Here is a 19,611-nt window from a genome sequence, read left to right as displayed (position 1 = left end):
CAGAGTACAAAAGTAGTATTTTTTTATATATAAAGTTTAAGATGGATTTATACGCTATTATATAAACCTTATCTATCGCTACATAAATAAAACAAATACAAAGTATTCTGAACAAACATGTTGTCTTTGATGTTCTAATGTAAAACAGGTATGATTTACTTTTTTCATAGTGTGTTAGATAGATTGTTTAGTTGATTTTTTACCTGTTTTATCATAGTATATGTTAGTTTTATATTAGTGTTAAGAGGGGAAGGGATGATTGTGATAATCATCTCTTCTTTTTTGTATATTAGCTGAATATTTAGAAAAAAATGGTTGACATAAAAATAATAGAAAGTGGTTATATCCTGGCAGACGGAGGGGCTATGTTTGGAGCTATACCCAAGCGTGCCTGGCAAAGGAAGTATACAAGCAATGCCGACAACTTGTGTACATTAGCCATGCGATGTGCACTTGTCATATCCGAAGATAGGGTAATATTGATAGATACCGGTATGGGAGATAAGCATACCGATAGAATGTCTTACTACCAACCGCACTCTCTGATTAATATTGAAGAAGAAATAAAAAGATATGGCTTATCGAGTGAGGATATTACCGATGTGATATTGACCCACTTGCATTTCGATCATTGCGGATATGCAACTAAAAGGGATGAGAATGGCAAAATTGTCCCTTCTTTCGCTAAAGCGACTTATTGGTTAAGCCGCAAACAATGGGACAACTATCTAACTCCTAACATACTGGAAGCAGACTCTATCCTATCTGAAAATATACAGCCGATATTCGATGCCGCACTCCTACGTTTTGTTGACCAAGATACGCAAATATCTAAAGAAGTAAGTGTGAGATTATTTGACGGACATAGTATAGGACAATTAGTTGTATATATTAAGACAGATACAGGTGTATATACTTTTCCCGGGGATCTGATACCAACAAGTGCTCATGTTCCCTTGGAATGGATTTCAGCTTACGATATCTGTGCGTTAAAATCGGCCGAAGAGAAACAGCGATTTCTCGTTGAAGCAGAAAAAGAGAACTATACCCTTATTTATTGCCACGATGTAAAGGTAAAGACCGGCAAGGTAAAACGACTGAATGATAATTACAAAGCCTACTGACTTTTATTATAAAAAAGGGATCTCAAAGCTCGGCTTTAAGATCCCTTTACTAACGTATATAATTTAACCTCTTCTATTAAAATACCATCGGCACATCCATCAGCAGTATGCGTGCATTGTCAGATTCTGCGGTGATATTTATACTATCTGTATCCCATACGCCAAATGCATCTCTGTGATATAGTTTTTGCCCTTCGACAGAAAACTCACCTTCAACAACCATAGCAAATACGCCATTTCCTTTTTTCTTCACCTGATAGCTTGTATTGACACCTTTATCGAAAGTACCGATATTAAACCAAGCATCCTGATGTATCCAAAGAGCTGTATTTGAAGGATCACTCTTCGGCCCAACTATTTGAATGAATTGATTTTTAGTGTCTATAAAATCAAATTCACGTTGGTCGTAACGAGGTTCTACATTCTTTTGAGATGGAAAAACCCATATCTGGAAAAGACTTACCGGCTTATACTCATTTGCATTGTATTCGCTATGCGTTATACCCGATCCGGCACTCATTACCTGCACTTCTCCAGATTTTATCACTTCTGTATGCCCCATACTATCCTTGTGTTCCAAATCACCATACAAGGGTATAGTTATTATTTCCATGTTGTCGTGAGGATGAGTCCCAAAACCTTCTCCTCCGGCAATTATATCGTCGTTTATAACCCTTAATGCGCCAAAATGTATACGGTTGGGATCATAGTAGTTTGCAAAACTGAATGTATGGTGTGTGTTCAACCATCCATGATTTGCAGATCCTCTCGAAGATGCTCTAATTAATGTTGTTTTCATGAAACTACCCTTTCTGTTATATCTAATGAATAACTATTTATAATATAAAGTATATCATAGCAATACACCTTATTTTTACATTACAAAGATAAGCTCTATTCATCTATTATCAAAATAAGATAAATCATACATATATATAAATATATTTATACAACATTATAATACATAGCACAGAAAAGCAATGTAGTATAATAAAGAGTTATATAATTTTATTTATTCTAATTTTATCTTATTATATAAATAATAAAAATGAGTATGGATAAACAAAGAATGAGTAAAAGTGACAGCACAAAAACAGATAAAAACTGTTACTTTTACATACGCTTCGCTCCTGTGACCGTTGGTTGTCACCTTTTGATAGGGAAACATTTACTAGATGAGCTACAAAGCATAAAGCTATCAGCTATTTACAACTTCTTTTTGCAAAAAAGATATGTTTCTTTCACAATTATTTATTAACTTTACTGTTGTAGTAATTAAAAACAAGGAATCATGAAAAATCTAGTCTTTATACTACTTTTACTCGTCTCAGTTACTTCTTATTCCCAAACTGAGATTCCTAAAGATAGCTTTCCTCCTCTAAAGAAAGGATCTTTCAAGTTTGATGAAAGGTTAGAGAATTACTTGAACTTGGATGTATCGGGCAACAACAAATCATCTGCAAGCAGATATGACTTGTATAAACCTTTAGAAAAAGGTGATGATGCAACTATAGACTTAATGCTTACTCCGCTAGATGTATATCTTGGCCCCCCTGTAGAAAGTAATACGATTACACGGTATCCTTTTGCCAATGACTACAGCTATTATTCAGGAATGAATCTGGCTGACGAAGCTTGGCTAAGTTCGTCTTCTATACAGAATACATATCCTTCCATAGGCGCAGTAAGATCTGTAAGTATGTACTTCAACTATCAACCTACAGATTGGTTAGTAATTTCGGCTGGTCCTTATGCTTCAAAATATGCACTATATGGAGGAAACTATAATGATGTGGGTGCAGGAGGAAATATGAAATTCATCTTAAGCGACAGAATAAGAATAAATGCCCGCGGACAATATTCCGTAAGAGGAAAACATAACGGTGTAGAAGGCCCGATGATGGGCATGTACCCTCAAACATATTACGGAGGCACATTAGAGGTCAAAATCACTGAAAAATTTGGAATCGAGGGCGGTGTAATCCGTGAGCTTAATCCATTCAACGGCAAATGGGTGAACAGACCATACTTCGCTCCGGTATTCTACAAGAAGTAAATTCTATCGATGCATATAGTCAGTAATGAAAATACATTTGTGTCTTTTGCACGTTTTAGTATCTTTATCACAAATACCAAAAATAAAGAATGAGACTTAGCCTAACCATACTCTTTACATTCATTATATCCATTGGCATTTGTGCTCAAGAAACCGATTTCTATAAAAGGTTATCAGATGCAGCCATAGAACTGACTAAGGATAAAGTAGTTTATGATCCACGCTATTATAAGATTCCTTATCCGAATGGAGATGTGCCGGCAGACAAAGGCGTTTGTACAGATGTGATAATAAGAGCATATCGTAAACTAGGCATAGACTTGCAGAAAAAGATACATGAAGATATGAAAGTCAACTTTAGCAAGTATCCTAAAAAATGGGGTATGAAATCAACAGATAAGAATATCGATCACCGTAGAGTACCCAATCAAGCCACTTTTTTTAGTAGGTTTGGCTCTGTAAAAAAGATTTCAGATAAAGCAGAGGACTATGTTGTCGGAGATATTGTCACATGGGATCTCGGCGGAGGGATTACACATATAGGCATAGTTACAGACCGCATGTCTACGGATAAGAAACGGCCACTGATAGTGCATAATATAGGGCAAGGACAGGTCTTGCAAGATTGCTTATTTAGCTATAAAGTGACAGGACATTATACATACAGAGGCAAATAAATACAATATTCGCCTCTGCAAAAACTCAGTGTACTTAAATATAACATAATAAGATAATTCTCATTATCTCTTTATGTTTCAAGAATCAGTCGAGAAGTACATCACGTACAATCTTTCTCTGATTATTAAAAAACTCTGTTCTGTACAAATCTCCACTTTTAGAGATCAATGTAGAATAGCGTTTCAATGATTCGATCCATTTCTTATTGGCTTGACAGATTTCAGGAGTAAACGATCTCACTACATTAATAGAAAACACACGTATCGTAGACAATTCGAATTCAGGACACTGCATATAACTATAAGTGCTATCAAAATCGATATTGGATATATAAAAGTTAAATTCAAAGTCATCCATCCAAACCCCGGAAATAGACATCGATTCCAATCTCTCCAACATGCACAACAACTCATTCTTTATATCTTCGATATCCTGATCATTCAATAAGTTAAGTTTATAAAAGTATTTTACTGTATTCAGAAATGAAGACAAAACATTTTGAGATAGAATAGACGTTGTATGACAACAAGAGTTAGATTCTGAAACATACTTTTTATTCAGGTATATAACTCTCTGAGGCAAGTAGAATTCAGAAAACGGAACAGTAGGCTTGGAAGTCTGAAGCTGATATACCCACTTATACAAATAAAACTTAGCTATTTTTTCATGAGAAAGGTAAAATGAAAAAGGCAACTCATTATTAGCCCCTTGTACCTGAGAGCTAGGGTACACTTTCATTCTACTAAAAATATCTGTATAAAAAATCAAGGAATTACAATATTGCTCAAAAAACGTTTCTTCTTGAATCATATCTATACTAAACAATGCTGTAGCATCGTTCTTTCCCAAAACATCATCTATTGAGATATTTAACGCCTTAGATATTATTGAGAGCTCTTCTAAGTCAAAAGACACATCCCCTCTTATTCTACGATAAACGGCTTCACGCCCTAAAGAAAGCAAATCCATTAAGTAGGTTGCAACCTTTATCTGAGGAGGAAGGGCTTCTTTGATAGATATAATTAATTTGCTGTTTAATTCATTTTTCATGATATTTATTTTGTAGAGAAAGATTAGAAATAAATCTTGATATATTAATAATATTAAAGCCTTCATTAATTATTGAAATTATTAGCAATAATATTAATTGATTAGAATATTTGATCGGATGTATTATATATTATAGCTCTGCACCCAGAGCATTAATCTAGACATTCATATCAAGCACTGAGCAGCCTAAAAGTTCTATATAAGAACGAATTGTCACCTATGCAAGAGCTTTTCTTCCAGCATTGTGAAAGTGAAGAATAACATCATTAACTGGCCCGATATTTTAAATCTATTATTGTCAAATTTTGTGTTCATTCGTTTATGAATTATATTGAATATTATCATATAAAAACAAGAGAATAATATGTTTAGTTTTACAAAACCACATAAATATGCAAAAGTAGGTCTGGAAACAATTACAAGGAATTCTAATTGTATTCTTATCACATTTTTCAGAGCACAAAAATACGGTAGAAAAGTATAATTTCTTACCTCATTCATAAGGTTACAAAAAGAATCGTAAACCTTATTGCATATCAAAAAAGCAAACAAATATCAAAAAAGAGGAAAGAAAAGAGATTTTATAAAAAAATACACCAAAAAGAGGAACATACACCAAAAACATATTGAAATATACACATCACAAGATAAACTTCTACAACGAATGTCCATGACAAAAAAGCAACAAACAGATTCTATCCATTTGTTGTTATAAGTTTTATAAATCGTTTTAAGAGATTAGTTATTATGAAGCACTCTTCAAAAGATCGGATAATATTAAACAGTCATATTATCTTTTTCGAGCCAATGTTTTTAGTTTCTTTATAGACTGTTTGGTTTTTATTCGAGCCTTATATAAATCATGCCTATCCAAGTCCAAAACTTTTTCATAATCGGCGATAGCTTCATCATATTCCTTCTTTCGCTCATAAATTGCAGCACGCTTATAATATAGGCGTATATTCTCAGGGTCGAGCATAAGCCCTCTATTGCAATCGTCTAAAGCCTTATCAAATTCCTGACGGAGTATATATATTTCGGCTCGGTTGGTATATGCATTTATATTAGCTGTGTCTATTTCCAATACTCTCGAATAGTCACTTAATGCTTTGCTGGTATCTTTCATAGACAAATATATATTTCCTCTATTGTTATAGATATCAGCTACATTTTTTGGTTCTTCTTTTATCGCCCGATTGTAGTCTTCAAGGGCTTTCTCGCATTCTCCGCCCACTTCATAAATTATACCTCTATTGTAATACGCATCGGCATAATTATTATTTAGTCTGATAGCCTGCGTATAATCCCTCATGGCAAGGCTATCATCTCCTATCGATTGGTAAATACTTCCCCGATTATAATACCCGGTAGCATCAGTAGTATCAAGTCCGATTGCTATATCCGTACATTCTATTGCCTTTTTATAATTCTTGACATTAAAGTATTCATTGCTCAGATAATAGTTTGCTTCTATGAGCAACTTATTTTTTTTTCGAGGGGTTATCAAGTCCTTATCAGCTTCTATGTTTTCTAATATTGTCTTCAAGGCATTAATTCTTTCGGCCGGTGTGTCTAAACTATCTGCAACCCGCCCCATCTGATGTTTGAAGGCTACAATATGTTTATCTTGCCTGATATCTTTATCAAACAATCTACACGAGCCAAAAACTAAAGGGAATATAATAAGAATTAGGAAATATAACTTGCTATCTGTTTGTGAAATCATCTTTGTCTTGCGCATAAATTGTATTGATATATATGTTGGCAAAGGTATAAAAAAAACGAATACTCAAACTCAATTGATTTATATAAAAAAGAAGCACTTATCTGTCTCAGTTAAGTGCTTCATGGTAGTGTTTAAATAAAAAAGTGATATTATAATTATTTCTAGAAATAATAATGTTATACTTCTTATTATTAATAACGCATAAAGTATAAAGAAGTTACTCTTTTAACATAAAATATGATATTATTCTCTTTTACAACCTTTATAAAAAACAAAAAAAGACTAAAAGCGATACACTCTCAGTCTTTTTAGAAGATGAAACTATTAAAGCATTCAACAAAGTAACACTCAAACAATCTTCACCCCTCTAACAACTCTTTATATAAATTACCGAGCCTCTCTCGCAAATGAAGGACAGCATAACGCTTACGAGAGATCAGTGTATTTACACTTACTCCGGTAGCTTCTGATATTTCCTTAAAAGAAAAGCCATCAAGCTCTGTCAGCTCAAATGCCTCCCGTTGTTCAATCGGAAGTTCGGACAAAGCAGCGTCCAGTTCTTTCCAAACCAAAGTCCGCAAATATGTAGTTTCCGGAGATGCATCTTTATCAAACATAAGACTAGATACCTCCGCCAAGAATGTATCTTCATCATCTTTAGCTGTCACATAAGGCATATCCACCTCCCTATGCTTGCGACTACGGTCTATGATCTGATTATTGGCCACAGAATACAACCACGCAGACATTTGCTCAATGGGTTTTTCTATCATATCTATTTTTGATAATTGATAAAAAACATTCTGCAAAATATCTTCTCTATCCTCTTTCGAAAAGACTCGTTTAGCTATATAATTTTTCAGTTGCACGCGATATTTATAGAAAATATCCGTAACATTCTGTTGTTCTTTAGCTAAGTCGTTCGTCATTCTTTATCGTCGTTGGCCATATCTGATTCAAAACCTCTTCCTTCACATCTTTCTCTCATATGCTTCCGAATATATTCGCGTCGCTCACTGAGAGGCATATCTTTCATTTTTGCTCTCAATGCATGCCAATAGTAGAAATCTTTATTACGCTTGTCATGGCGAGGATGTCTTCCAAATTTACCAAAATGTCCAAATCCGCCCAACAGTAACCTCGACAGTATCATAAGTCCGGCAGCCTGCCAATAATTGATCGTCGTCCACCCTATTATTGAAGGTATCAGAGTATTCCACAGAAGCATTACAACAGCTATGGATGCTGCAAAAACAGCAATAAATATAAAAAAGCACGCAATCTTTTTTCTTTTAAAATTTTTCATATTGTTTATCCTTTTATTCTTAAAACTCTTACTTTATCACACTGAAATACAAATGAAGTATACTAATCGTTGCCATCAGTAATGAAGCAACTATAATTGCTATAGGGATAGCGGTTTTACTTATATCTTTCTTTTCCATTATTTATTCTATCTCCAAAATATTCTAAAAAACAACCTCTGTTATTTATGACGAATGAGTCAATAAAATATTTTAGAAAGATTTTTATTAAGTACTAAAAAAACTAAATCTCATTCATTAACAACAAACATCAAGCCGAATATATTTACTTTTGTCAGCTTTAAGATATAAAAAATGAGAAAAACATTACTGATAGCCGCCTTGGCTTTACTGAGTTGCTCAATATTTGCTCAAAAGAATAAAAAGCAAGAGATAGATATTCTCCCATACGACAGCACTAGAAACTTTCTTGGAAAAGATGTTCTACAATATACAGGACAAGAATTATTTCTTAAAGGCCTTGATAAATCTTCACAAAAATACGGGTACAGTGGATTTATCCTCAAGTATAAAAAGGATGACGACATACTAAACGATGAAAAGAACATCTATAAACCGAATGATAATTACAATTCTCGCTACGAAGATCTGGCAGGAAAATATTTCCAAGTTTTGGAGGTTTTGAATCACCCAAAAGCAAAATCGAACAAACAAGACTATGCAGATGATTATTATCTGAAACTTCAGGAAAAATCGAGTAGAGACGTATTGTTTTATAAATACAATGTCGATTCAGAATATACATTTCCATTTATCGTTACAGGATTTTTTCTAAAACAGAAAGCAATACAAACGGGAAAAGAGTATGTTGTATCAGACGATATACTAAAAATATCACGCAATCTTTCTACTGGAAAAGCGCTATCGTTTACAACCGGGCAAACGTGGAAATGTGCCGATCTGACAATAGATAATACAAATAATGGATTATCGCTGATATTAGAAAGCAAAGGCGGAATAAAAACCGCAATCCCCTACTCTCTTTTGAATAACAATGAAGGTATAAAAAAAATATACACAGCAACTGAGGCGAGTGAGTTGACAAAGAAATATAATACAAACAATTTTCGCCGCATATTGCAAAACAAAATCAGAGTTGGTATGACCAAAGATATGACTCGCCTGGCATGGGGTGAACCTACAGAAGTCATAAAAAATGGCAATATAGAGCAATGGTTTTATCCGGCAGGACAATTAAACTTTAGAGGAGATAAAATAGTAAGTACAAAATAGTGGATTTTCTTTCGCCTTAAGATATAATCAAAGACTTCATACTCAAAGATCCAGCTATAACCTTATCATTAAAAAATCGGACTTCCTCCCCTTTCTTTTGTAAGGCTAAGATATAGAGTAGTGGAATATAATGTTCCGGGGTAGGAATAGCCAGTCGTGCAGAATCGTGTAGATCACTAAAGTCAATCAAAGCATTGTGATTTTCGTCTTGGATTTTATTTTTGAAAATATCATTCAGTTCAAACGCCCAATCATAACCATATTCCGTATTGAAGTCTCCATTTTCTACTTTCACCATCCTGAGATTATGGATCATATTGCCACTACCGATTACCAAAACACCTTTAGAGCGGAGAAAAAAACAGTTCGCGAGCCAGTTCATAATGATACTGAGGGCCCTTAAAGTGATCTATACTAAGCTGTACAACAGGTATATCAGCCGAAGGATAGATATGCTTCAACACACTCCAGCTACCATGATCTAAGCCCCATTCGTAATCAAGCTCTACAGTTTTTACATGATCTTTCACGATAGCTGACAATTCTTCAGAACCGGGGGCAGCATACCGCTGATTATATAATTCTCTTGGAAAACCGTAGAAGTCATGAATTGTTTTCGGCATATCCATTGCTGTCACAAATGTACCTCTTGTTTCCCAGTGTGCTGAGACACAAAGAATAGCTCGTGGTCTTGGTAATTCACTTCCCAGCCGATTCCACTCATGCACAAACTCATTGTCTTCTATTGCATTCATTGGGGTTCCATGTCCTACAAAAACAACAGGCATCAAAGGGGTATCATCAAAAGACATAACCTTTTTATGTAATTCTTTCAGAGTCATAATTCTAATCTTATATACAAAAACAGCCCTGACCTGCGATCAGAGCTGAATCTCATCTACCTATTTATGAATATATTTATTGTTGCTGAGCTGCCTTAGCTACTATAGTTATCTGTAGTTCAATATTATCGTTTACGATATTCTCTTTCAGGTCTGCAAAAAGAGTTTTAGATCCATATTTTACATTCCATTGCGTACGATCTATAGAGAATGGAACTGTAACAGCCTTATATACATCTCCTTCTTTTGTTATCTTAGCTCCAAATGTAATATTTTTCTCTACATCTTTCAGTTTCAGGTTGCCACTCACTTCATAGTTTACACTATCGGTAGGATGAGCAGCCTTTGCTATTTTAGTAATAGTAAATGTACTTTCGGGATAAGTAGCGACATCAAAAAAATCTCCACTTTTAAGGTGACCTGTCAGTTTATCTTTTAATATCTGCGTAGGAAGGTCTTCATCTACAATATTATTCATATCAATCACAAAACTACCTGAAGCTACTTCTTCTCCATTTACAGCTAACTGTCCACTCTTCAATGCGATTGTTCCTACATGGTCTCCTCCAACCTTAGACCCTTTCCATTTAATGGTAGACGCTGTTGTATCTACTACCAACTGTTCACCTGTTCCTGTTGCTGCCGACTGAGCATCTGTTCCTTCTACCTTGTTCTTCGTTGTTGTATTGCAAGACACAGCAAACAATACTACCGCAATGGCTAATAAATATGTCTTCATATTATTTATAATTTTTAAATACTAATCAATTTATTCTATTAAATATGACACAAAGTTAAACTATCATTTTCTATTTACAAAATAGCAATATTTATACATTATCATAAAAAATTTTATAGATTTGTATTTTGTTAGTCTTTGGTTGCTAATAACTTCTCATAAATATAGAACTATGTAGCCCTAAAGATTGTTCAAATTCATGTATTTATAATTTGCAATCAAACAATAATGGTAAACTTAGAATGGTACAGAACATTTAAAGCCATTTATCAATATGGTACGCTCACAAAGGCTTCGCAAGAGCTTATGGTATCTCAGCCCAATGTCAGCATTCAATTGGCATCCCTAGAGAGCTATATCGGGCAGCCTCTGTTTATACGAATGCCACGCAAGATGGTTCCGACGGAGTATGGTAAACAGCTTTACACGCAGATCGTAGAATCAATAGATAACCTCGAACGAGTTGAAACCGAATTTAAAAGGACTGTACTCAATAAAGCTCCAAGCATACGCTTTGGCACTCCGGCAGAACTTTTTTCGGATTACCTAGCCGAACATATAGGCGATCAAGATGACCTGCACCTAACGGTTGAATACGGACTGGCAGACGAACTTACAGGTAAACTTATCAACAATGATCTGGATATTGCAATCATCACCCGACAGAGCAAATCTGATGATACGCTCACCTATGAACCTCTATTCACCGAGTCATTTATGATTGTATGCAACACCAACATGGACACAATGCTATTTGATGAGCTAATAGCAAAAAACAATTTGAGCGAAGCCGAGAAATGGCTTAAAACCCAAAAGTGGTATGCCTACGATAATAACCTGCCTCTTATCAGACGTTTCTGGCGTGAGAGCTTCAAAAAGCGCCCGATATTGAAGTTACATGCTGTAATCCCTGATAACGTATCTATCCTAAAAGCCATAAAAAACAATAGTGGCCTTGCCGTATCATCTGACATAATAGCAGGAAAGGCATTAGAGAAGAAATGGGTAAAGACATTATGGAAAGGAACTATCACGGCAACGAATACACTCTATTTGGCTTATAATAAAAACAAAACACAGCCACAGTATGTAGAAAAAATAAAATCTTTCATCTTAAAACACGTAGATACAAATATGGAAGATTTAACAACTGTATAACAGCCGAAAAAACAAAATTAAGTTATGATTCTACCTAATTCACAAAAAAGTTAGTTTTTTGTGTATATTTGTATACATTACCTAGTACAATTTAAAATATGGAAAGCGGAAAATTTCTAACCCTCATAAAAGACGGAATATGTAACAACTGGGAGCGACCTGCTCTCACTGACTATAATGGCGAAACATACCTATATAAGGACTTCGCCACAAAGATGGCACAATTGCATATTCTATTCGAAGATATGGACGTCCAAAAAGGTGATAAAATAGCTATTTGCGGACGTAATTCAGCAAACTGGGCAGTTGCCTTTTTTGCATCCCTCACCTATGGTGCTGTGATAACAACAATACTGCACGACTTTAGTGGAGAAAGCATACATTCGCTAGTAAATCACTCAGAATCGAAAGTATTCTTTGCCGATGAATTTGTATGGTCGAAAGTAGACCCGATACAAATACCGACTGTGGAAACCATTCTTTTGATAGATGACTTTTCTGTACAGAAATCACGGTCAGCCAAATTGTTGGCATCCTGTGCCAATTTAGATCAGGCACTATTGAAAAAATATCCCAATGGCTTTACGAAAGAGGATGTTATTGTACACGACGAGTTACCTGACGAATTAGCTGTACTAAATTATACATCAGGAACAACAAGCAATCCGAAAGGCGTTATGGTTCCTTATCGTAGCCTATGGTCTAATACACGGTTCGCTATAGATAATATTGAATTCGTAAAAGCCGGTGACGGTATTGTCTGCATGCTACCGATGGCTCACATGTACGGATTAGCCTTTGAAGTTTTATTATCCATCGCCAAAGGCTGTCATATTCATTATCTGACACGTGTTCCTTCTCCTCAAATTATAATGGATGCCTTTGCGAAGGTAAATCCGACTTTGGTACTGGCTGTGCCGCTGATTATTGAGAAAATCATACAGATGCGAGTATTTCCCGAGTTAAAGAAGCAGCCGGTGAAAACACTGATAAAAATTCCTTTCTTCAGAAAAAAAGTATATCAAAAGATTGCAGATAAACTAATACCGATGTTTGGAAGCAAGCTGGTCGAAGTTGTGATTGGCGGTGCTGCACTCAACAAAGAAGTAGGACAGTTCCTTACAGACATAAAATTTCCATACACCGTTGGATATGGAATGACAGAATGTGGGCTGCTGATTTCTTACGAGTATTGGGAAACGTACAAACCCGGATCTTGCGGACGTCCTGTAGACAGAATGAGTGTGCGTATAGAATCGTCGAATATAGAAACCGAGACAGGCGAAATCATGGTAAAAGGACAGAATGTAATGCTTGGATACTACAAGAATGAAGAAGCAACAAAGCATGTCATAGACGAAGCCGGATGGTTACGTACAGGAGATTTGGGCGTAATGGACAGAGATGGTTTTATATTCATCAAAGGCCGTAGCAAGACGATGATACTCGGAGCTTCGGGACAAAACATATATCCTGAAGAAATAGAAGGTTTCTATAACAACTCTCCATTCGTATCCGAATCGCTTATCATAGAAGAAAATGGAAAACTGATCGCTCTCATATACCCAGACAAGGACTATATGAAGAAGCATGATATAAAGGAAAGTGAATATTCCGACATCTTCCTTACTGAACGAAAATCTATTAACAAGCGACTTCCTAGCTATAGCCAAGTTGCCAACTTCAGAATACAGGAACAGGAATTCGAAAAAACTCCAAAACGGAGTATAAAACGATTCTTATATCAACGATAAATAATATTCCACGGTGGTATATATTGCTCTCCTCAAAGGAATTAATGTTGGAGGGAAGAATATCATAAAGATGTCCGACCTGAAACTCATGTTTGCTAACATGGGAATATCGGATGCTATAACATATATCCAAAGCGGCAATATTCTTTTCACATCAGAAGATACAGAGGAAGCATTAGGGACAAAAATAGAGGCATTTATTTTTGAAACATTTGGACTAAATATTGCGGTTATATTAAGAACCCTATCAGAGTTAAAGCAACTGTTGAATTGCATCCCCTTTTCGGAGAGTGATATTCGAGAGATGGAGCAAAATGCAGAAGGGGAAGTTTTCTATTTATTTCTGTATAGAGAAGCTTTATCTCAAGCTAACAGAGAACGTATATCAGCACGAAAACAAGAAAATGACAGGCTTGAAATAATTAATCGGGATGTATATGTTTTATTTGATAAAACAATCAGAAATTCGAAATTAGCCAGTGCTTTGCAGAAAGCAAATGAGCATTGCACATCTCGAAATATAAAAACAATAAATAAATTAGTAGAATTAGGTACAAATAATTTTATATAACAGACATGTCAGTAGACGATAAAAAAATCATCTTTTCAATGATTGGCGTAGGTAAAACGTACCCGCCACAAAAACAAGTATTAAAGAACATCTACCTTTCTTTTTTCTATGGGGCTAAGATTGGCATCATCGGGCTAAATGGTTCGGGTAAATCAACATTACTAAAGATCATTGCCGGTATAGACAAAGAGTATCAGGGAGAAATTGTATCAGATAAAGGATACTCGGTTGGGTACTTGGAACAAGATCCAAAACTCGACCCTGCAAAAACCGTTAAAGAACTTGTGCAAGAAGGAGTACAACCGATAATGGATGTACTAAAGGAATATGAAGGCATAAACGAGAAATTCGGTCTGCCTGAATATTACGAAGACCCGGACAAAATGGATGCCCTCTTTGCACGTCAGGCCGAATTGCAAGACAAGATAGATGCAAGTGACGCTTGGAATATAGATAATAAACTAGAACGTGCAATGGATGCTCTTCGTTGTCCGCCTGAAGACCAATTGGCAGCCAACCTCTCGGGAGGAGAAGCTCGCCGTGTAGCTCTGTGCCGTTTGCTATTACAAGAACCGGACGTATTATTACTGGATGAGCCAACCAACCACCTTGATGCAGAATCAATTGACTGGCTGGAGCAACATCTCCAACAATACAAGGGAACTGTAATTTGTATTACCCACGACCGCTACTTCCTAGACCATGTAGCCGGATGGATTCTTGAGCTCGACCGTGGTGAAGGTATTCCTTGGAAAGGAAACTACACCTCATGGCTCGAACAAAAGACCAAACGGATGGAACAAGAGGAAAAACAAGCAAGCAAACGCCGCAAGACCCTCGAACGTGAGTTGGAATGGGTAAGAATGGCCCCTAAAGCACGTCAGGCAAAAGGGAAAGCACGTTTGAACGATTACGAGAAACTCTTGAATGCCGACCAGAGAGAACGTGAAGAAAAACTCGAAATATTCATTCCGAATGGTCCTCGTTTAGGAAACAAAGTTATCGAGGCACACGGTGTAGGCAAAGCATTTGGAGATAAACTATTGTTCGACAATCTCGAGTTTATGCTTCCACCATCAGGGATTGTGGGCATCATAGGACCGAATGGTGCAGGGAAAACCACGCTTTTCAGACTGATACAAGGACTCGAACAAGCGGATAAAGGCACATTCGAAGTGGGCGAAACCGTAAAAATAGGATATGTAGATCAATCACATGCTGATATAGATCCTAACAAAACGGTATATCAGGTAATATCCGGAGGGAGTGAATTTGTTCGTGTAGGAGGCAAGGAAATCAATGCACGTGCCTACCTTTCTCGTTTCAATTTTTCGGGAGGCGATCAGGAAAAGCTGACAGGTGTATTATCGGGTGGTGAGCGTAACCGCTTGCATTTAGCACTTACACTGAAATCGGAAGCAAATGTGTTGCTACTGGATGAGCCGACCAACGATATTGACGTAAACACCTTACGTGCTCTTGAAGAGGGACTCGAAAACTTTGCAGGTTGTGCTGTGGTTATTTCCCACGACCGTTGGTTCCTCGACCGTATTTGTACTCATATACTGGCATTTGAAGGAAACTCGGAAGTTTTCTTCTTTGAAGGCAGCTATAGCGAATACGAAGAAAATAAAAAAGCACGATTGGGTAACGTTGAACCAAGGCGTATCCGCTATCGTAAGCTTATGAACTAAAAAAGGTAACGTTTTATGCAACGTTACAGAAATTACATAGTCTAATTAGTATTGATAATCAAGAGTAAATATCGATATTTACTCTTGATTTTTTAAATACAAAAAAACAAATGTGATTCCCCAATAAAAGAATGAGTGAAACTCCACAATATATAATACTTAGGAAGACAGTTTTTCTCTTTTTATTCTGTTGTTTTTATGGCATGACATACGCCCAATCCCTCACAGTGGTGCGTGGTGTTGTAAGAGATGCTGTAACAAAAGAAAAGCTACCTTTCGCAAGTATTACGATCGACAATACATCTGCTGTAACATTCTCCGACGAAGATGGCGAATATAGACTTAGCTATAGGGGAAATAGAACGACTGTTTCGGCCTCGCTGTTGGGTTACAAAAGCCAATCATTCACAATACATCCCGGGGTTACCACCACCAGAGAGATATTACTAGAACCTGAAGACAAACAACTGAAAGAAGTAATAGTACGTCCACAAAAAGAAAAATATTCGAAAAAGAATAATCCGGCTGTAGAACTAATAAAGAAAGTAATAGCCCATAAAGACATCAATAGTATTTCGGCATTAAAGTACTATCAGTATGAAGAGTACGAGCGTACATTTATTGCCCTGAATGAGTTCAAACCTGAACAATCGCAATTTAAGCGTTACACATTCCTTCCTAATTATATAGACACATCTTTGATAGATAAAAAGCCCATCTTGCCGGTGTCGGTAAGAGAGAAATTGACAGATGTATTTTATCGTAAAGATCCGAAAGGAAACAAACGTATTGTAAAAGGGTATCATATAGAAGGTCTTGACCAGACTTTTGAGACTGAAGCTCTCGATGCCATTATCAAAGAGGTTTTTAAAGATATTAATATAACAGACAACTCAATCACTTTATTATTTCAGCAGTTTGTCAGCCCGCTAAGTGATCACAGCTCTGTAAATTTCTATCGCTGGTATATATCCGATACAGTAAATATAGATCATAACCGATATGTAAAGCTCGATTTTGCCCCGTTCAATTCACGTGATATTGGCTTTACGGGAAATTTATATATTTCTCTGGATAGTATGTATGCCGTAAAAAGGGCAGTATTGAGAACTCCGAAAAAGATGAATATCAATTTTGTGGATGAACTTATCATACAACTCGATTTCAAAAAAACAGCAGACAACAAATGGATTCCGGACAAAGAGCGCATGGCCATAGACCTGTCTATGATAAACATGGTTAAATTCTATGTTGATAAAGTAAAGTCATACGAGAGATTTGCAATAGACAATCCGATGGATCCCGTTTTTGCTCTGGCTGCTCCCGAAGCATTTGAAAAAGACTATCTGAAAAGAGATAAAAAATATTGGACTAACAGCCGCCCTCCGGACTTTAAGAAAGATTACCGGATGGATCAGATGATGGAAGATGTAAACAAAGTAGCTCTGTTTAAAGTTTTGCTGAATGCCGGAAGTGTATTATCAACAGGCTATTTTCCTACCACCAAAAATAAGGAGGACACAAAGCTGGAAATTGGAAGACTCCCTACAATGTATAGTTTCAATCCTGTGGAAGGGAATCGTTTTAGATTGACCCTCAACACAACCAAGAACCTTCATAAGCATCTCTTCTTATACGGATATGCAGCTTATGGTACTAAAGACGAGAAGTTTAAATATTATGGCGAAGCAACATGGGCATTTAACGATGTAAAATATACCAAAGACGAATACCCAAGAAACAACCTGACGGTAGCCTATAAATATGATGTAAACACGCTTGGGCAACGACAGACACAAGCCGAGAAAGATAACATATTTATGTCGTTTCGCAGATCCAACAATGTGAAGATGACATATAACCGCCAGACTGAAATATCGTACGATAAGGAATTTTACGGTGGATTCTCATTCACGCTCACCGGGCATACTTTTGATGAAGAAGCTGCCGGAAAACTTCTTTTTGAGAAGATGGGCGAAGACGGGAACAAGTACAATGTAAATAGAATACGTACCACCGAGACAATGCTTACCTTGCGCTATGCACCCAATGAGAAATTCTACCAAATGCGCCGAAAGAGAAGTTCCTTAACTGCACCACGAACCATTTACACCTTGTCGCATGTGATGGCCGTGAATAATCTTTTTGGCGGACAATACAATTACAATAGGACTTCATTATCATTCTTCAAACAAATGTGGATAGCTCCTTACGGAAAGCTAACCTTATCGGCACAAGCAGAAAAGCTGTGGGGCGAAGCTCCTTTTCCATTCTTAATTACACCAAGTGCTAACAATTCGTATACAGTCCAGCGTGGTAATTATTATTTGATAGAACCGTTGGAGTTTGTGCACGATGCTCAAGTATCATGGGAAATATATTACCATCTGGGAGGTTGGTTATTTAATAGAATCCCTGTACTTAAATGGTTGAAATGGCGTGAGGTCTTTGGATTCAGAGGCTTTTATGGTGATTTGAGTAAGCGCAACGACCCTCGGTTTAATCATAATCTATTGTTATTTCCACAAGAGACGTTTTCGACCACAAACACGCCTTATATGGAATATAACATAGGTATTGAGAATGTTTTTAAATTCTTCCGTGTCGATTATGTAAGAAGGGTAAACTATCTCTACCATCCGAATGTAGATAAAGACGGAATCAGAATATCATTCGAGCTGACGTTCTAACGTTAAATAGAGCCTAAAACCCTCAACAGAAGTTCTTGTGGATCAAGAGGGTGTTTCTTTTGTAGTTTTTTAGGGACAAGTACTTTCAATCCGAATGGAATTATCTTCACATGTATTTCTTTTCCCATCTCTACCGGATCACCGTCAATGTGCATCACGCCAGCTTGTTCTCTAATAATAGTAACCTCATTGGTCAAAAGCTCAACCATCTTACTATTTTCATCTATTTTTTTTGTAAACAATTGTAGTGAAGTTTGAGGCACATCCAATATCGAAAGAGGTTTCAATATCGCCACATTCATCAACCCGTCCTGTATATCGGCATGAGGTGCAATATGGGCATTGTATCCATACTGCGATGCATTAGCACAAGTAACAACGAAGGCTTTATCCTTTATTGTTCCTTCGGGGCATGTAACTATATACTCTTGTGGCTTTTGTTGAAAAAATATTTCAAGCATATTTTTGAGATACATCAAAGAACCTCTATTTTTCCTACCTGAAACCTTAGCTGCAACTTCAGCATCGAACCCTACTCCGCAGGTACAAAGGAATATGCGATCATTCACTGTTCCGTAATCAATGGATATTATATTTTCTTCTAATATGATCTCCATTGCTTTCTTCGGATCGGTTGGAATGTTCAGGTCGCGTCCTAAACCATTTCCCGAGCCCATAGGTATAATACCAAGAGCTACATCTGAACCTACGAGAGCCCCTCCTACTTCATTTACAGTGCCATCTCCCCCCACAGCGACCACATAGTCGGCCTTATCTTTTATCGCCTGAGTGGCTATTTCTGATCCATGACCGGGATAACCGGTAATAAAAATATGCACATCAAACTTATAGGGATCAAATGCTTCAGCAATCTTATGCGGAATATTTTGCTTAGCTGAAGTACCCGACTTAGGGTTGATTATTACATATATTTTTTTCTTCTGAACCATAATGAAATGAATCTGTTTTGC

At 36.4% G+C, this 19,611-nt stretch carries 18 protein-coding genes; 9 read left to right on the top strand and 9 right to left on the bottom strand.

Features of this window, described 5'->3' with window-relative positions; all coding sequences use genetic code 11:
• The first annotated feature begins 311 nt into the window (after positions 1–311).
• Positions 312–1,124, top strand: coding sequence for an MBL fold metallo-hydrolase (locus HMPREF9456_RS05965; RefSeq protein ID WP_006842581.1), 813 nt, complete (start codon positions 312–314; stop codon positions 1,122–1,124).
• Positions 1,125–1,200: 76 nt separating this feature from the next.
• Here HMPREF9456_RS05965 and HMPREF9456_RS05960 read toward each other — a convergent pair whose 3' ends face one another.
• Complete coding sequence (locus HMPREF9456_RS05960) at positions 1,201–1,923, bottom strand: pirin family protein (protein WP_006842580.1); 723 nt, start codon at positions 1,921–1,923, stop codon at positions 1,201–1,203.
• Between the two features lie 492 nt (positions 1,924–2,415).
• Here HMPREF9456_RS05960 and HMPREF9456_RS05955 point away from each other — a divergent pair, with 492 nt between their 5' ends.
• Together HMPREF9456_RS05955 and HMPREF9456_RS05950 are read left to right on the top strand one after the other, a co-directional pair.
• The gene (locus HMPREF9456_RS05955; RefSeq protein WP_006842578.1) at positions 2,416–3,180 is read left to right on the top strand and encodes a hypothetical protein; all 765 of its coding nucleotides are present in this window, start codon (positions 2,416–2,418) and stop codon (positions 3,178–3,180) included.
• An 89-nt stretch (positions 3,181–3,269) separates the two neighbouring features.
• Positions 3,270–3,857 (top strand): DUF1287 domain-containing protein, encoded by a 588-nt coding sequence (locus tag HMPREF9456_RS05950; protein WP_006842577.1) that lies wholly within the window; start codon positions 3,270–3,272, stop codon positions 3,855–3,857.
• Positions 3,858–3,942: 85 nt separating this feature from the next.
• On the opposite strand, the gene HMPREF9456_RS05945 is transcribed toward HMPREF9456_RS05950, so the two are convergent.
• The 4 genes from HMPREF9456_RS05945 to HMPREF9456_RS05925 form a co-directional block, all read right to left on the bottom strand.
• A complete protein-coding gene (locus tag HMPREF9456_RS05945; RefSeq protein ID WP_018074809.1) occupies positions 3,943–4,908 on the bottom strand; it encodes a helix-turn-helix domain-containing protein in 966 nt (321 codons plus the stop codon).
• A gap of 790 nt (positions 4,909–5,698) precedes the next feature.
• Positions 5,699–6,649, bottom strand: coding sequence for a tetratricopeptide repeat protein (locus HMPREF9456_RS05935; RefSeq protein ID WP_006842574.1), 951 nt, complete (start codon positions 6,647–6,649; stop codon positions 5,699–5,701).
• A 344-nt stretch (positions 6,650–6,993) separates the two neighbouring features.
• Entirely contained in the window at positions 6,994–7,563 is a 570-nt protein-coding gene (locus tag HMPREF9456_RS05930; RefSeq protein ID WP_006842573.1) for an RNA polymerase sigma factor, read from the bottom strand.
• Positions 7,560–7,940, bottom strand: coding sequence for a hypothetical protein (locus HMPREF9456_RS05925; RefSeq protein WP_006842572.1), 381 nt, complete (start codon positions 7,938–7,940; stop codon positions 7,560–7,562). The genes HMPREF9456_RS05930 and HMPREF9456_RS05925 overlap by 4 nt, the downstream gene beginning before the upstream one ends.
• 313 nt (positions 7,941–8,253) lie before the next feature.
• Between HMPREF9456_RS05925 and HMPREF9456_RS05920 the strand changes: the two genes are divergently transcribed.
• Positions 8,254–9,192: a hypothetical protein gene (locus tag HMPREF9456_RS05920; RefSeq protein ID WP_006842570.1), complete on the top strand. Its 939-nt coding sequence runs from the start codon at positions 8,254–8,256 to the stop codon at positions 9,190–9,192.
• 16 nt (positions 9,193–9,208) lie between these two features.
• Here HMPREF9456_RS05920 and HMPREF9456_RS17610 read toward each other — a convergent pair whose 3' ends face one another.
• From HMPREF9456_RS17610 to HMPREF9456_RS05905, 3 genes are all read right to left on the bottom strand, one after another.
• On the bottom strand, positions 9,209–9,508 hold the full coding sequence (locus tag HMPREF9456_RS17610) for a class III extradiol ring-cleavage dioxygenase family protein (protein ID WP_147591719.1): 300 nt from the start codon (positions 9,506–9,508) through the stop codon (positions 9,209–9,211).
• 28 nt (positions 9,509–9,536) lie between these two features.
• The gene (locus HMPREF9456_RS17605; protein ID WP_018074808.1) at positions 9,537–10,034 is read right to left on the bottom strand and encodes a dioxygenase family protein; all 498 of its coding nucleotides are present in this window, start codon (positions 10,032–10,034) and stop codon (positions 9,537–9,539) included.
• 76 nt (positions 10,035–10,110) lie between these two features.
• Positions 10,111–10,773: a YceI family protein gene (locus HMPREF9456_RS05905; protein ID WP_006842567.1), complete on the bottom strand. Its 663-nt coding sequence runs from the start codon at positions 10,771–10,773 to the stop codon at positions 10,111–10,113.
• Between the two features lie 228 nt (positions 10,774–11,001).
• Here HMPREF9456_RS05905 and HMPREF9456_RS05900 point away from each other — a divergent pair, with 228 nt between their 5' ends.
• The 5 genes from HMPREF9456_RS05900 to HMPREF9456_RS05880 all read left to right on the top strand — a co-directional run bounded on the left by HMPREF9456_RS05900 (position 11,002) and on the right by HMPREF9456_RS05880 (position 18,640).
• Entirely contained in the window at positions 11,002–11,931 is a 930-nt protein-coding gene (locus HMPREF9456_RS05900; RefSeq protein WP_006842566.1) for a LysR family transcriptional regulator, read from the top strand.
• A 98-nt stretch (positions 11,932–12,029) separates the two neighbouring features.
• The gene (locus tag HMPREF9456_RS05895) at positions 12,030–13,685 is read left to right on the top strand and encodes an AMP-binding protein (protein ID WP_006842565.1); all 1,656 of its coding nucleotides are present in this window, start codon (positions 12,030–12,032) and stop codon (positions 13,683–13,685) included.
• 13 nt (positions 13,686–13,698) lie between these two features.
• Positions 13,699–14,256, top strand: coding sequence for a DUF1697 domain-containing protein (locus HMPREF9456_RS05890; RefSeq protein ID WP_006842564.1), 558 nt, complete (start codon positions 13,699–13,701; stop codon positions 14,254–14,256).
• A 5-nt stretch (positions 14,257–14,261) separates the two neighbouring features.
• On the top strand, positions 14,262–15,950 hold the full coding sequence (gene ettA, locus HMPREF9456_RS05885; protein ID WP_006842563.1) for an energy-dependent translational throttle protein EttA: 1,689 nt from the start codon (positions 14,262–14,264) through the stop codon (positions 15,948–15,950).
• Between the two features lie 131 nt (positions 15,951–16,081).
• On the top strand, positions 16,082–18,640 hold the full coding sequence (locus HMPREF9456_RS05880) for a DUF5686 and carboxypeptidase-like regulatory domain-containing protein (protein ID WP_006842562.1): 2,559 nt from the start codon (positions 16,082–16,084) through the stop codon (positions 18,638–18,640).
• A 2-nt stretch (positions 18,641–18,642) separates the two neighbouring features.
• Here HMPREF9456_RS05880 and HMPREF9456_RS05875 read toward each other — a convergent pair whose 3' ends face one another.
• Positions 18,643–19,590, bottom strand: coding sequence for a diacylglycerol/lipid kinase family protein (locus HMPREF9456_RS05875; protein WP_006842561.1), 948 nt, complete (start codon positions 19,588–19,590; stop codon positions 18,643–18,645).
• Between the last annotated feature and the right edge of the window lie 21 nt (positions 19,591–19,611).

Origin of the sequence: Dysgonomonas mossii DSM 22836 (assembly GCF_000213575.1) — a bacterium.
Taxonomy (GTDB): Bacteria; Bacteroidota; Bacteroidia; order Bacteroidales; family Dysgonomonadaceae; genus Dysgonomonas; species Dysgonomonas mossii.
Note: the sequence above shows the minus strand (reverse complement) of the source record. Positions and strands in the feature narration are given on the sequence as shown.